The sequence below is a fragment of the Mycobacterium sp. NGS29 genome (genome assembly GCF_059812965.1).
In genome coordinates this window covers 19633-33352 of sequence record NZ_JCALDR010000021.1, presented here as the reverse complement: position 1 = coordinate 33352, position 13720 = coordinate 19633, and the positions used below count along the sequence as shown (strand labels likewise).

Genomic DNA, 13720 nt, shown 5'->3' with positions numbered 1-13720 from the left:
GTCAGTGTATGGCTGGGCCGGATGCCGTGGCGGCGGGGGCGGCACTGCACGCGACGACGACTGCTACCGTGACCACGCAAACTCGACGTCGAGGAGCCCCGATGGCCAGTGCATTGAACGGCATTCAGCAGAAGCTGCAGCACATCACCGAAGCGGGACGCGCGGTCAAGCGCCTCGCCGACACCGGCATCATCGACCTGCGGGACCTCAATTCGACGGTGCAGGCCGGCAAGCTCACCCGCGTCTACGGACCGCAGGCCACGATGACGATCCTGGGCGGCCGCAGGTATGCGGCGTTGCCCGCGATCGTCGACGAGCGCGGCACTCTGACCTACCGGCAGGTCGACGACCAGTCCTGGGCGCTGGCGCACGGCCTGCAATCCTTCGGCGTCAACGCGGGCTCTGTCGTCGGGCTGCTGTGCCGCGACCATCGGGGACTGGTCATCGCGATGGCCGCCTGCGGCAAGCTCGGCGCCCGCCTCGTGCTGATGAACACCGGGTTCGCCAAACCGCAGTTCGCCGAGGTCTGCAAGCGTGAGAACGTCAAGGTGGTGCTGCACGACAGCGAGTTCCTCGGCCTGCTCGACGCGCTGCCCGCCGACCTGCCGCGGGTGCTGGTCTGGGTCGACGACGACGCGGAAGTGCCCGCGGGGGCGCACACGCTGGACGACATCGTCGCGGCCAACTCCACCGAGCCGCTACCTCCGCCGAGCAAAGCCGGTGGGTCGGTCATCCTGACCAGCGGCACCACCGGGCTCCCCAAGGGCGCGCCGCGCGACACCGTGTCGCCGCTGGCGACCGCGCAGATCGTCGACCGGATCCCGTTCCCCCGCAAGGGAACCATGGTGATCGTCTCGCCGATCTTCCACAGCACCGGGTGGGCCACGTACACCGTGGGCGCCGCCCTGGGCAACAAGGTGGTGACCGCCCGGCGGTTCAAGCCGGAAGCCACCTTGAAACTGATCGCCGAGCACCGCGCCGACATGCTGGTGGCGGTGCCGACCATGCTGCACCGGATCGTCGAACTCGCACCCGACGTCATCGCCAAGTACGACACCTCGTCGTTGAAGGTGATCCTGATTGCCGGATCGGCGCTGAGTCCGGAACTGTCCAACCGGGTGCAGGACACCTTCGGTGACGTCCTCTACAACATGTACGGGTCGACCGAGTGCGCGATTGCGAGCGTCGCCACCCCCGCCGAACTGCGCCAGGCGCCCGGCACCGCCGGCCGGGCCCCGCTGACCTGCGAGGTGGTCCTGTACGACGAGCACGACCGACGTCTCGAGGGCGCGAACCGTCGCGGCCGGATTTTCGTCCGTAACGGGGCGCCGTTCTCCGGCTACACCGACGGTCGCAACAAGCAGATCCTGGACGGCTTCATGTCCAGCGGTGACATGGGTCACTTCGATGAGAACGGCCTGCTGTTCGTCGACGGCCGCGACGACGACATGATCGTCTCCGGCGGGGAGAACGTCTTCCCGCAGGAAGTGGAGAACCTGCTCGAGGAGCGCCCGGATGTCGACGAAGTGGCGGTAGTCGGTGTCGACGACGTGGAGTTCGGAAAGCGGTTGCGCGCCTACATCGTTTCCGAACCCGGTGCCGCCCAGGATGCCGCCGAGATCAAGCAGTACGTGAAGGACAATTTGGCGCGCCACAAGGTGCCGCGCGATGTGGTGTTTGTCACCGAACTACCGCGCAATGCCACCGGCAAGCTGCTACGTCGGGTCCTGGCCGAGATGGACATCGAACCGTCGAGCTGACACACGACAAATCGTCTGTCCCCGGCGCGTTGGATCGGTTAGCGTAGCTGACTCGACGACAACTTCGGATTGGTAAGCGGCAGCGGGGAGCCGACCAGCTTTGGCAACGATCACGAGCTCGACGGGGGTGCGAGCCAGTTCTTGCACGCCCGCGTCGACACGCGCTCGGCTGGGCAGACTCCCGGGAATCGACGGGATACGCGCGCTCGCGGTGAGCGCGGTGGTGCTATATCACGTCAACCCGGCGTGGCTGCCCGGCGGCTACCTCGGCGTCGACGTGTTTTTCGTGATCAGCGGATTCCTCATCACCCGGCTACTGATCGCCGAACGCGCGGGCTCGGGTCGGATCAGCTTGCGGCAGTTCTGGATTCGTCGGGCCCGGCGCATCTTGTCGCCGCTGCTGCCGATGCTGTTCGCGACCGTGGCGGTCACCGCGCTCGTGGACCGGACGATGTTGCATGCGCTGCGCAACGAAGTGCTGGGCGCGGTGACGTTCACCAGCAACTGGGTGCAGATCAGCGAACACCAGTCCTACTTCACCAGATTCGGGCCACCCTCGTTGCTGCAGCACCTGTGGTCGCTGGCGGTGGAGGAGCAGTTCTACCTGGTGTGGCCCGTGCTCGTCATCGCGGTGCTGTGCTGGTGGGGCCGCAACACCGCGGTCGCGATCGTCGCGGGTGCCGGTGCGCTCGCCGCTGCCGCGGCCATGGCCGTGCTCTATCAACCCGGCACCGATCCGTCGCCGATCTACTACAGCACCGCGACCCACAGCGCCGGCCTTTTCGGCGGTGCGGTGCTGGCCGTGGTGTGGCCGGCCGTCGCGGCGCGCGTGGGTTCGTCTTTCGGCAGCGGCGTGCTGGCCGGCGCGGGCCTGGCCGGGATCGCCATCGGCTACTGGCTGCTGGACGAGGACGGGTCCGCCACCTATCGGGGTGGCATCCTCGCCGTCTCGGCGGCCTGCGCGTTGCTCATCAGCGGCCTTGGCCTCGGCCGCAATTCCGTCGAGCGGCTGCTGTCGCGACCCTCGCTGTGCTGGCTCGGCGCCCGGTCCTACGGCCTGTACCTGTGGCACTGGCCGGTTCTGGTGCTGGGTGATCGCCTGCTGGGGCGCCGGACGCTGCTGGTCGCCGGCGTCGAGATCGCCGCTGCCGTGTTGCTCGCCGCGGCCTCGTACCGATGGATCGAGAAGCCGGTCCTGCGGCTCGGCTACCGCCGCGCGTGGCAGGCCGGCTGGTGCGCGGTGCGCGGCGGCCGCACGGGACGAATCTGGGTGGCAGGTGCGACGGCTGCGGGCGGTGTGTTGGTCCTGGGTGCGCTGGTGTTCGCACCTGCACCGCCGTTGACGGGGCTCGACAAGCAATTGGCCGAGGCGCTCGCCGCGCAACAAGCAGCGGCCGTTGCCGCGCCGGGTGCGCGACCGCCGGCGCCCGTCGTCGACGCCCCACCTGCGTCCCCGGCGGCAACTGAGTCGGTCGGGCCGCCGCCCGGCGACCAGATCAGCGCGGTGGGCGACTCGGTGATGCTGGCGTCGTCGTTTGCGCTGCGCGACCGGCTACCCGGCATCCGGATCGACGCGGTGACCAACCGCAGCATGCAGGCGGCGCCCGGCATCCTCAGCGCGCTCGATGCCGGCGGTGCGCTGCGCCCGGTGGTGTTGCTGGGTCTGGGCAGCAACGGGTCGTTCCCGCGCGACCTGCTCGAGGGTATCGTCGACGAGCTCGGCCCGGAGCGGAAACTGTTCCTGGTCAACCTGTATCTGCAGGACAGACCGTGGACCGACGAGGTCAATCAGACCTTGACCGAGGTGGCGCTCGCGCACCGCGCCAATGTCCGCCTGATCGACTGGCAGAGCGCCGTCAGCGGACACGAAGACCTGCTCTACGCCGACCACGTCCATCCGCAGCCGGGTGCCGGCGCCGACTTCTACGCGCAGACGGTGATCGCGGCCATGAGCGAGAAGCCGGCTCCGCCCGCAGCGTCCGCGGCCGCCCTGGATCCGGTGGTCCCGCCGGTTGGCCGGGCACCGGCCCCGCCGACGCCCACCCCGGCATCGCGCACCCCCGATCACAGCGAGCAACTGCTCCTCACGCTGGTGGCGCTGGCCATGGTGCTCGCCATCCCGATCCTGGTCGCCGTCCGTGCCGCTGTCGGCACCTGGCGTGTCCAGCTGGCCGTGGCGGGCGACGACCGTGCCGCTGCGTCGGACGCACTGTTCGCGCCGCCGACGCGAGCGCGCTCACCACCCCGTGCGACGGCGGATACCACGCCGGTTCGTACGTCAGAGTTCGTAACCACCGCACACCACCCGGACAGGAGTGAGGATGTCTACCCGGACCATCATCGCCGTGATCGGAGTATGCCGGGCTGCCGGCGGCGCGGCCGCTTACTTCTGGCCGACGGCCTTCGCCAGACACGGCAAGATCACCGGGGCAGGCGCCTGCACCGACAGTCGGTATGTCACCCGACTTTTCGGCGCCCGCGACATGGTGATCGGCGCCGCGACCGTGACCGGACCGGCGCAACATACCGCGCTGTGCATGGGAGTCGTGTGCGACGGCCTGGACACCGCGTCGGGGTTGCTGGCCGGCCGGGACGGCAAAGACGCCGGCTGGGTACGCGCCGCGTCGGTGCTCACCACAGTCTTCACGCTCGCGGGTTTGGCTGTGGGCGTGCGTAATTCGCGGCCCTAGCCCGAGCAGCGGCTACGGGGACGCGACACCCGCAGCGTCCTGCAACACCTGCTGCAACTTGTTGAGTGGATCTCCCTCGGTCGGATTGAGCCGACGTGCCGGGGTGTCGCGACTGTCGGGTACCGCGAGGGGCGCGAGCGGCGGCGGCAGGGGCAGTAGCGGCGGCGGTGGCGGGGCCGGCGGTGCCGCCGGCGGCGGGGCGTTCAATGCAGCCTGCTTCGCGGCCAGCCGGCTCGCAGCGTCGTGGCGGATGGCCTGCCGCTGCAGGTTCACGTCGCTGTTCCCGGCAAAGCAACCCTGGGGCGCACCGTCGACGATGGTCAACGCGCTCGCATAGCGTTCTTCGGCGCGGGCCCGGTCCCCCGCCGCCGCGGCCCGATCACCCTGCGTCTCGCGGACCAGTTCGAGGTTCACCCGCACCGGGCAGGAATCGTCGGCATCGGCGCGGGACAGGGCGGCGCTGAAGTGGCGGTCGGCGTCCTCGAGACGGCCGGCGAGCACGGCGGCGGCGCCCGCGGCAAACGGCGCCTTGGCCGGTTCCACGATGTTGGCCACGCCGAGCACCTCCGCATCGGTGCGCACCGCATTCCCGTTCCGGCTCGCGTAATCCGACACAGCCGAATTACCCAGCACGACAACCGATATCAGCTTGACGGCGATCAGCAGCGCCAGCAAGGTCAGCGGTGCCGAACAGATCAGCAACCGTCGCCGCAGCCGCAGCCGGGCCGGCCTCACCATGACACATCCCGTCGGGCGATGCGGCTGCGCCGAAAGTCGCGGACCGATAGATAGATCTCGCCCAGCAGCAGCACCGCTGCCAGCATCGTCAGCAGCCAGTACAGTTCGATCCGGTCGACGGCCGCCGGCCGGATGCCGGTCTGCGGCAGGGTGGGCCGGAAGGGCTGACCGGGTTCCCGGTGTTCATACAGCACGCCGAGCTGCGCAGCGAGTTGCCGCAGCTTTGTTTCGTCGATCGCGGCGCTGCGGCCGTAGCCCAGCACCAGCCCGCCGTCCACCAACCCGCGGGCGAGGTCGAAGTCGGCCTGTGCCGCGGGTGTTCCGCCAGAACCGAAATACAACACCACGTTCCGGGAACCGGGATACTGCTGCGCCGCCTGCAACAGCTGATACCGCAGCACATTTCGGGCCGCACCGGCGGCTACGCCCTGCCCGTCCGGTGTCGGCACGGAACCCAGCGCCGCGATCGTCGGACGCAGGCTCCACACATCCTGCGACAGTGGCCAATCGAGCGAGGCCCGGGAACTGAAGGTGATCAGCGCGTACCGTGCCGCAGGATATTGATCGATCAGCGCCGCCATGTCGTTGTGCATCCCTGTGACGCTGGAGTCCACGGACCGGTCGACGACCAGGAACACGTTGAGATTCGCGCCGGCCGCGCCCGGACCGCGGTGCGTCTCCTCGCCGCGGATTCCCGGGCGGGTGGTCGCCGCAAGGATCAGCAGTACGGCCAACGTCACAGCGCTCCAGCGCAACATTGCGAATCGACGGGTTCCATAGCTCACGCTCAGCACCAACCGGAGTGCCACCGCGCGGGCCAGAACGAGCGCCGCGATCACGACGGCGAGGATCGCCCACGGCAGCACCGGCTGAAACGTCATCGGCGCAACACCAACAACGCCACCGAGAGTGCGGCCGCCGACACCATGGCGATCACCAGCGGCACGACCGGTGCGTCCGGAAAGTCTCCGGTCACCACCGTGCCGTCGGCCAGCCGCGCCGGCGGGGTGTTGGACCGAATCTGGTTGAGCACCTTGGGAATCTCGCTCACCGAGCCCGGTCCCGGCACGAGGTAACGGCCCCCGGTCTGCTGGGTGAGCGCGAGCAGCGAACCGCTCGAGCGCGACGGCGCCGTGTCGATCACGTTGAGCTGGATGCCCGCCCGCTCCACCAGACCGCGCACCCCGTCGGCGGTGAACAGGGCGGCGCGCGGTTCGCCCGCGGCCCGCAGATCGGAGGGGCCGAGGTAGATCACCGACCGTCGCCGCAGGCCGCGTTCCTCGAGCGTCGGGAAGCCCGAGATACACAGCGCCAGAACATCTTCCATACTGGGGGCGTAATCGATGTAGGGCACTGGTGCCGTGAACGACGCCTGACGCGTGCGGGTGAACTCCGCGAACCGCTCGGCGGCGTAGGCGTAGTCGCGTGTCAGCGGCACCAGGCGACGGTTGATCGAGGTCAGTCCGATGCGTTGAGTCTGATACGTCGAGATCTGCCGGGCGAAGTTATCGAGCAGTTCGGCCGTCGCCGCGTCGGGGACGGGTTGGCCGACACACACCATGATGTCCTTGGGATGAGCGGCGTCGGAACCCTGTCCCGCTCCGGTCGGACGGGCCGATGTCCAGGTGGCGGCGCCGAACATGATGGTCAGCAGCAGCAACGTCAGAACGGTCGACAGCGAACGCAGCCGGGCCACCTTCGCGTACTCGGGCAGCCGGGTCAGTCGTGCGACGTTGGCCAGTGGACGCAGCCGGCCGCGGGCAGCGGTCATCGGCAGCAGCGCCGCCAGCACCACTGCGGCGATCAAACCGGCCAGGCCGACAGCGGCCACCGGCCACCACCTCACGTCCACGAGCGGATCAACTCCTGCGCCTGGGCGCTCACCTCGGCGACGTCGATCTGGGACTCGGCGTTGAACTGCGCATCACCGAGCCGGATCAGCAACGGCGCCGCCGGTGCCAGCTCGCCGGCGGCGATGGCGTCGACGTGCAGGTACTGGGCCCGGTCGCCGGTCGCTTGGTGCAGGAAGCTGCGGACGGTCCGGCTGATCGCCGCACATGCCGCCGCGGCGGGCAGCCGCCCGGCAACGTGCCTGTCACCGATGCCCCGCACCCGTCGGGCGAACCGGTGACGGATCAGCCGCGCATGCACCTCGCGCACGAACGGGATCCGCCGCAGCCGCTCCGCAGGCAGCGTCCACACGAAGATGCCCAGATACCAACCTATTACGGCCAGGATCAGCAACACGGCCCAGCACAGCCACCACGATGAGTAGGGCTGCGGGCCAAAGACGTGGCGTAACAGGTCATCCGGCACGGGCGGCCGTCTCGGACAGGGCGACGAGTTCGCGCCGGATGTTGTCGCTGCCGGCGATCGTCGCGTGCGCGATCGCGTGACCGGTGAGGAACGCATCGAGGCGGTCCCGGCGAGTTTGCTCGGCACGGCGGTAGGCGGCGACCACCCGCGGGCCGAGGTCGGCGCCGTTCAGCACGAATCGTCCGGTGGCGACATCGAATCCGTCGGTGTTGTCCGGACCGACGGCGGGCATGTCCGCCACCATCGCCCACATGATGTCGTGCCGCGCGCTCAGCTCGGCCAGCAGGCTATCGAGCTGATCGTCGACCTCGGGTTCGTCAGACACCACGATGATCAGCATGCTGTGTCGGTAATGCGTTGCGACATAGTCGAGTTGGGCGGTGATGCGGCTGGCGCCGGGGTCGGTCATGGTGTGCTGATACCACCGGTGCAGCAGTCCTTCGATGTGCGGCTCGCCGCGCCGCTGGGGGATGTTCACCGAGCCGCGCCGGTCGCCGTAGACCATGCCGATCTGATCGGAGCGACGCAGGCCGATCAGTCCCACCGCACCCATGGTGTGCGCGGCCACGTCGCGCTTGTACTCCCCACTCGGAGCGAGTGCGGTCATGTTGCGGCCGGCGTCGGCGACGAGCAGGATCTTATGGTGTTTCTCCGAGACGAACCGTTTGATCAGCACGCTGCCCGAACGTGCCGAGGCTTTCCAGTCGATGTCCCGGACGTCGTCGCCGGGGACATACGGGCGCAGGTCGTCGAATTCCATGCTGCGCGTGTGCAACAGGGTGTAGCGGCCGCCTTCGAGTAGGCCGCGGGTGTCAGTGCCGAAGTGCGCCTTGGCCTGGTTGAGATGCTTGCCCACGATGAACCGCCGGCAGCTCAGGGGACCCGGACGGTCCGCATCGCGGCGTCGATCACGGACTCGGCAGTGACGTTGTTGCTGGCCGCTTCGAAGCCGAGGATGAGCCGGTGCCGCAACACCCGGTGGGCGAGCTTGGCGATGTCCTCGGGCAGCACGTGCGCCCGCCCGGCCAGTACCGCCCGCGCCCGCGCCGCCTTGCAGAACGCGATGGTGGCGCGCGGGCTGGCACCGTACTCGACGAGGCGCGCGATCTGCTTGGGCAGCGTCTGCGCCGGGTGACGGGTGACATCCACCAGCTGGCTGGCGTAGAGCATCAGCGCACGGTCCATGTGCACGCGGCGCACCACGTCCTGCAGGCGCAGCACATCCTCCAGATTGACCACCGGCTGGGCGGGCCGCCGCTTGTCGTAGAGACCGGCGTCGATCCGCGCCATCATCTCCACCTCTTCCTCCGGAGACGGGTAGCGCACGATCTCTTTGAGCAGAAACCGGTCGGTCTGCGCCTCGGACAGCGGATAGGTGCCCTCCTGGTCGACGGGGTTCTGGGTGGCGATCACCAGGAACGGCTCGCTGATGGGGTGCACCTGCCCGCCGATCGTGGTCTGCCGCTCCTCCATCGCCTCCAGCATCGCGCTCTGGGTCTTCGCGCTCGACCGGTTGATCTCGTCGAGCAGCAGGAAGTTGGCGTGCACCGGACCCAGTTGGGTGACGAACGAGCTGGTCGACGAATCGTAGATCTGGGTGCCGATGATGTCGCTCGGCAACAGGTCAGGGGTGCACTGGATGCGCCGGAACCGCCCTTGGACCGAATCGGCGAGCACCTTGGCGGCGGTGGTCTTGGCCAGGCCGGGCACGCTCTCCAGCAGGATGTGGCCACCGGCGAGCAGGCCGATCAGCAGCGATTCCCGCAGGTTGCGCTGCCCGACGATTTTGGCGTCGAACGCCTGTGAGACGGCATCGACGATTGGCCGGATGCTGTCGATTTCGCGTTGATCCGGTTGCGTCCGTGCTGTAGTCATACGCTCGCATTTATACCCGGGCGCCTGGTGTTCACACGTGAGTCGCCTCGCTCTCCGCAGTTCGGGTTGAGCACCACACCCTCGGGTATGCGTGCCGACGTGATGATCGGCACGCACCAGCAACCGGCCGGCAGCCGACTCGGGCCGTTCGGGCGGGTCCTGTTCGCGGTGCTGCTGTCGGCAGGGTGTTCGGCTGATCCTCCGCATCCTGCTGTCGGGTCTGCGCCCCCTGCTGCGGCTGCCGGCACGCTGGTGTCCACACCGGTGGGCGTGCCCGCCGCGCTGGCGCAGGCACCGCTGGACCAACCGCGGCAGGCGCTGGTTCCCGACGGCTGGACGATGTCGGTGTGGGCGCGGGTACCGAAGGCGCGGCTGGAGACCTGGACTCCGGACGGCGCGCTGCTGGTGTCGGTTCCGGCGAGCGGGCAGATCGTCAAGCTGACCCCGAAACCCGGGGCGGCGCCGCACCAATCGACGTTCTTGGATGGGCTGCACCAGCCGCACGGCATGGCGTTCGCCGGCTCGGCGTTGTATGTCGCCGAGAGCGACCGGATCGCTGTCTACGACTATGTCGACGGGCGGGCAGTCCACGCCCGGGTCGTCGCGGGCGGCCTTCCCGACGCGCGCAGCCCCGATTTGCAGGGGGCCTACGCGCATGCGTTGAAGAGCGTGGCCGTGGGACCCGACGGTGCGGTCTACTTCTCGATCGGCTCGACCGCCAACATCTCACCGCAGGATCGCGCGGCCACCCCGCCCAGGGCGACGATCATGCGCGTTGCGCCCGGCGGCGGCCCGGCACAGCCGTTCGCGACCGGCGTGCGCAACGGAACCGGCCTGGCCGTCGCCCCGGACGGTGCCGTCTGGACGGCGGTCAACAACCGCGACAATGCACCCGACCCGGCGGGCCATGTCGACGCCGGGTACGTCAACGACCATCCGCCTGAGTCGCTGGCCCGCCTGACGTCGGGCCGCGAGTTGGGCTGGCCGTTCTGCAATCCCGACGGCGGCCCGGCCAACGTGCCGTTCATCCGTGACTTGACGACTAATACAGACGGATCCCGATTGGACTGCGCCGCACTGCCTCCGGTCGAGCAGAGCATGGGCGCGCACTCGGCTCCGCTGGGTCTGGCCTTCACCGCCGGCGTGCTGCCGCAACCATATGCCGACGGCGCGCTGGTCGGTATCCACGGTTCGTGGAACCGGCAGCCTCCGCGAGCGCCGGAGGTGTCATTCTTCCCTTGGCACAACGGCACTCTCGGCAATCAACAGACGCTGGTCGGGGGCTTCCAGAGCGGCGACGGATCGCGGTGGGGCCGCCCGGTGGCCGCGGTAGTCGGACCGGACGGCGCAGTGTACGTCACCGACGACGCCGCCGGCGCCGTCTACCGCGTGGCTCCGCCGGGCCGATAAGTGTTGGGGGCCAGGCAATCAGCGGGTCAGCAACGCCAGGGCCGCCTGTTTGAGCCGGCGCCGCGGCCAGTTCAGCGCGCTGTCGCCGGCCAGGGCGGCCTTGGCCGCGTTGTAGCCGCACATCCCGTGCACGCCGCCACCCGGGTGCGTGCCGGCACTGCCCAGAAATACGTTCTGCACCGGCGTGTGCGGCCCGCCGAATCCGGGTGCGGGCCGAAACACCAATTGCTGGAACAATTGTGAGGTACCACCGTTGACAGCGCCGGTGTGCAGGTTCGCATCGCCGGCTTCCAGGTCGGACGGACGTTGAACGGTCTTACCGACCACGCGGGCGGCGAAACCCGGCGCATACTCTTCGAGAACGCGGTCCACGGATTCGGCCAGCTGGTCGGCGGATGCGTCATCGGCGCGGGCGCGCGGTAGATGCGTGTAGGCCCAGGCGCTTTCGGTCCCGGCCGGTGACCGACTCGGATCGGACGTGGTCATCTGACCGAACAGCATGAACGGATTCCGCGGCACCGTCCTGGTGTTCAGATCGGCCATCCATCGAACGAGACCGTCGCGATCCGCCCCGACGTGCACGGTGCCCGCCTCGTTGAGGCTCTTCGATCGCCACGGGATCGGCGCGTCGAGGGCGTAGTTGACTTTCAGCACCGGTGTGTCCCAGACGAACCGCGACATCGCCGCTGCCACCGCGCTCGGTACCGAGTCTTCGGGCAGCAGCTCGTCGAACAGCATCGGGGCGGACGTATCGGCGATCACCGCGCGCCGCGAGCGCACCGTACTGCCGTCGGTACTGCGCACCGCTGTCGCGCGACCGCCCCGCACCTCGATGGCGTCAACCGTTCGTCCACAACGGATCTGGGCCCCGGCAGCACACGCGCGTGCGACGAGCGCGGCGGTCAGCTGACCTGCTCCCCCGACGGGCACCGGATACCCGCCGTCCTGGGCCAGCATCACCAGCATGTAGCCCATCAGGCCGCTGGCCGGGGCGTCGATAGGCACATCGGCGTGCATGGCGTTGCCCAGAAACAACAGTCGTGCGGCCTCTCCCTCGAACAACTGCTCCACCAGGACGCCGGCAGGCAGCAGCAGTTGATGAACGAACTGCAGCGCCTTCGCCGTCCCCAGGGTGCGCAGCAACCCCACCGCCGGACGAACCGGGGGAAACGGCGCCAGCAGCGCGCCGAGGAACGGTTCCTTGATGCGCTGCCACTGGGCGAAGAGTTCACACCATCGGGCGCCGTCCCCGGGGGTACGGCGGTCGAGTTCGGCAGCGGTGCGGTCGATATCGCGATAGATCAGGGGCGCGTCGTCGTCGGCTGCCGAGCTCGGATGGCCAACCACGGCTGGGGCGTGTGACCACCGCAACCCGTGGTCCTCCAGATTGAGGTCACGCAGCCCCGGCGAGGCAACCGAGAGCGGATAAAAGGCGCTGTACAGATCGCTGACATAACCCGGGAACAATTCGGCGCTCTTGACCGCGCCGCCCGGCTCCTGCTGAGCCTCCAGCACCACCACGTCCCAGCCCGCGTCGGCCAGGACCGCGGCAGCCACCAATCCGTTGTGCCCGGCGCCGATCACCACGGCGTCCGCGACGGTCATTGACCTTGCTCAGGCTCAGAACGTCGTTCGGCAAGCGCGGACAATCGCGCCAGGCACTCGCGGTTGCGCGGCCACGCGGCGGCCAGGGCCAACCGCCGCGGGATCAGCCGCAGCGGACCGCCCAGCGGCACCTCGGCCATCTCGATCAGACAACCGCCGCTGTCGGTGTCGGACAGGCGCAACGTGATTCGCGCGCCACCGAAGGGGCGCCCCTTGGCCAACAGCACGAGTTCGGTGACCGGTACGCAGACTTCGACTTCGGTCTCGTCGTTCAACGCCACCGGCCACACCCCGATGGTGTGGTGAATGAGGCTGCCCGGCGAAGGCCAGTTCGGGTCGACGGCACGCATCCGGCTGTTGCCCACGACCCACTGCGAATACGTCCATCCGTCGGCCATCACGTCCCACACCTGGCGGCGCGACGCAGTGGTCTCGCGCCGTACGGTGAGCGCGCTGTCAATTTCGGCAGGTTCTTTCATCGACCGATCACTCCTTCAATGTCCTCCGAGAGGGCTGACGATCAGCCGGTTGGCTGCCGCCTTCCACGAATCGGGCAGCACCATACCGGCTGCGCCCATCGCCTTCGACGACAGAGATGCCGCCACGACCTTCTGCTTGCCCGCCATCAGCGCCCGGTAACCCTGCTCGGCGACGCGGGCCGGATCGTCTTTCGGGATGAACCGCCCGAGCACGGTGTCGAGCATTCCCACCCTGCGGAAAAAATTCGTGTCGGTGGGCCCCGGCATCAGCGCGGTCACCGTCACGCCGGTGTTGCGGAACTCGTCGTGCAGCGCTTCGGCGAAGGACTGGATGAACGACTTCGACGCGTTGTACATCGTCTGATGCGATCCGGGCATCATCGCCACCACCGACGAGGTGAGCAGCATCTTGCCTGCGCCGCGCGTGGCCATTCCGCGCAGCGCCAGCTTGGCCAGCTGGACCGTCGAGCGGACGTTGAGGTCGATCACGTTCATGTCCCGGCTCAGGTCGGTGTCGACGAAAGGTCCGGAGTCGCCGGTGCCGGCGTTGAGCGCAACAACATCAAGGTGACGGCCGTCTTCGGTCGCGTCGCGGTACAGCTGTTCGACTTCGTCCGGTTGGCGGAGATCGACGCGGACCGCCCGCACGTCGACGCCCTTGTCGCTCAATTCTGCGGCGGTGTCGTGAATCCCGTCGTCGTCAGCAGCCAGAACGAGGTCGTACCCGTCGCGGGCGAGGAGCTTCGCCAGCTCGCGGCCGATGCCGCTGGAGGCGCCGGTCACCAGGGCCAGCTGTGCTGTCATGCAGCCGGGCTACCCGGCGGCGGGCCGACCAAACGCTCCGACG

At 68.8% G+C, this 13720-nt stretch carries 12 protein-coding genes; 3 read left to right on the top strand and 9 right to left on the bottom strand.

Annotated features, from left to right (window positions below; genetic code table 11):
* The first annotated feature begins 101 nt into the window (after nucleotides 1-101).
* Both AC5Y5Z_RS22525 and AC5Y5Z_RS22520 read left to right on the top strand, forming a co-directional pair.
* The gene (locus AC5Y5Z_RS22525; protein ID WP_463828790.1) at nucleotides 102-1760 is read left to right on the top strand and encodes an acyl-CoA synthetase; all 1659 of its coding nucleotides are present in this window, start codon (nucleotides 102-104) and stop codon (nucleotides 1758-1760) included.
* 127 nt (nucleotides 1761-1887) lie between these two features.
* Entirely contained in the window at nucleotides 1888-4437 is a 2550-nt protein-coding gene (locus AC5Y5Z_RS22520; RefSeq protein ID WP_499927648.1) for an acyltransferase family protein, read from the top strand.
* A gap of 25 nt (nucleotides 4438-4462) precedes the next feature.
* On the opposite strand, the gene AC5Y5Z_RS22515 is transcribed toward AC5Y5Z_RS22520, so the two are convergent.
* Genes AC5Y5Z_RS22515 through AC5Y5Z_RS22490 form a run of 6 tightly spaced genes read right to left on the bottom strand, consistent with a single transcriptional unit; the run spans nucleotide 4463 to nucleotide 9379 of the window.
* Nucleotides 4463-5188, bottom strand: a complete 726-nt coding sequence (locus AC5Y5Z_RS22515; RefSeq protein WP_499927646.1) for a hypothetical protein — start codon at nucleotides 5186-5188, stop codon at nucleotides 4463-4465.
* A complete protein-coding gene (locus AC5Y5Z_RS22510) occupies nucleotides 5182-6069 on the bottom strand; it encodes a vWA domain-containing protein (protein ID WP_499927644.1) in 888 nt (295 codons plus the stop codon). The genes AC5Y5Z_RS22515 and AC5Y5Z_RS22510 overlap by 7 nt, the downstream gene beginning before the upstream one ends.
* Complete coding sequence (locus tag AC5Y5Z_RS22505; protein WP_499927642.1) at nucleotides 6066-7019, bottom strand: hypothetical protein; 954 nt, start codon at nucleotides 7017-7019, stop codon at nucleotides 6066-6068. The genes AC5Y5Z_RS22510 and AC5Y5Z_RS22505 overlap by 4 nt, the downstream gene beginning before the upstream one ends.
* Before the next feature lie 11 nt (nucleotides 7020-7030).
* Nucleotides 7031-7504 (bottom strand): hypothetical protein, encoded by a 474-nt coding sequence (locus tag AC5Y5Z_RS22500; RefSeq protein WP_499927640.1) that lies wholly within the window; start codon nucleotides 7502-7504, stop codon nucleotides 7031-7033.
* Complete coding sequence (locus AC5Y5Z_RS22495) at nucleotides 7494-8360, bottom strand: DUF58 domain-containing protein (protein ID WP_463828784.1); 867 nt, start codon at nucleotides 8358-8360, stop codon at nucleotides 7494-7496. Before AC5Y5Z_RS22495 ends, AC5Y5Z_RS22500 begins: the two co-directional genes overlap by 11 nt.
* Before the next feature lie 17 nt (nucleotides 8361-8377).
* Nucleotides 8378-9379, bottom strand: coding sequence for an AAA family ATPase (locus AC5Y5Z_RS22490; RefSeq protein WP_463828783.1), 1002 nt, complete (start codon nucleotides 9377-9379; stop codon nucleotides 8378-8380).
* A 102-nt stretch (nucleotides 9380-9481) separates the two neighbouring features.
* Between AC5Y5Z_RS22490 and AC5Y5Z_RS22485 the strand changes: the two genes are divergently transcribed.
* A complete protein-coding gene (locus tag AC5Y5Z_RS22485; protein ID WP_499927680.1) occupies nucleotides 9482-10789 on the top strand; it encodes a PQQ-dependent sugar dehydrogenase in 1308 nt (435 codons plus the stop codon).
* An 18-nt stretch (nucleotides 10790-10807) separates the two neighbouring features.
* Here the strand turns inward: AC5Y5Z_RS22485 and AC5Y5Z_RS22480 are convergent, their stop codons facing one another.
* From AC5Y5Z_RS22480 to AC5Y5Z_RS22470, 3 genes are read right to left on the bottom strand one after another with little or no spacing between them, the layout of a single operon-like run.
* Nucleotides 10808-12394: a phytoene desaturase family protein gene (locus AC5Y5Z_RS22480; protein WP_499927637.1), complete on the bottom strand. Its 1587-nt coding sequence runs from the start codon at nucleotides 12392-12394 to the stop codon at nucleotides 10808-10810.
* Nucleotides 12391-12873: an SRPBCC family protein gene (locus AC5Y5Z_RS22475; protein ID WP_463828781.1), complete on the bottom strand. Its 483-nt coding sequence runs from the start codon at nucleotides 12871-12873 to the stop codon at nucleotides 12391-12393. The genes AC5Y5Z_RS22480 and AC5Y5Z_RS22475 overlap by 4 nt, the downstream gene beginning before the upstream one ends.
* A gap of 15 nt (nucleotides 12874-12888) precedes the next feature.
* Nucleotides 12889-13677: an SDR family NAD(P)-dependent oxidoreductase gene (locus AC5Y5Z_RS22470; protein WP_499927635.1), complete on the bottom strand. Its 789-nt coding sequence runs from the start codon at nucleotides 13675-13677 to the stop codon at nucleotides 12889-12891.
* Nucleotides 13678-13720: the final 43 nt, after the last annotated feature.

Bases quoted from the DNA above. Each gene is read 5' to 3' on its own strand.
- AC5Y5Z_RS22525 (WP_463828790.1), top strand. From the start codon at position 102: ATGGCCAGTGCATTGAACGGCATTCAGCAGAAGCTGCAGCACATCACC.
- AC5Y5Z_RS22515 (WP_499927646.1), bottom strand. From the start codon at position 5,188: ATGGTGAGGCCGGCCCGGCTGCGGCTGCGGCGACGGTTGCTGATCTGT.
- AC5Y5Z_RS22510 (WP_499927644.1), bottom strand. From the start codon at position 6,069: ATGACGTTTCAGCCGGTGCTGCCGTGGGCGATCCTCGCCGTCGTGATC.
- AC5Y5Z_RS22490 (WP_463828783.1), bottom strand. From the start codon at position 9,379: ATGACTACAGCACGGACGCAACCGGATCAACGCGAAATCGACAGCATC.
- AC5Y5Z_RS22485 (WP_499927680.1), top strand. From the start codon at position 9,482: ATGATCGGCACGCACCAGCAACCGGCCGGCAGCCGACTCGGGCCGTTC.
- AC5Y5Z_RS22480 (WP_499927637.1), bottom strand. From the start codon at position 12,394: ATGACCGTCGCGGACGCCGTGGTGATCGGCGCCGGGCACAACGGATTG.
- AC5Y5Z_RS22475 (WP_463828781.1), bottom strand. From the start codon at position 12,873: ATGAAAGAACCTGCCGAAATTGACAGCGCGCTCACCGTACGGCGCGAG.
- AC5Y5Z_RS22470 (WP_499927635.1), bottom strand. From the start codon at position 13,677: ATGACAGCACAGCTGGCCCTGGTGACCGGCGCCTCCAGCGGCATCGGC.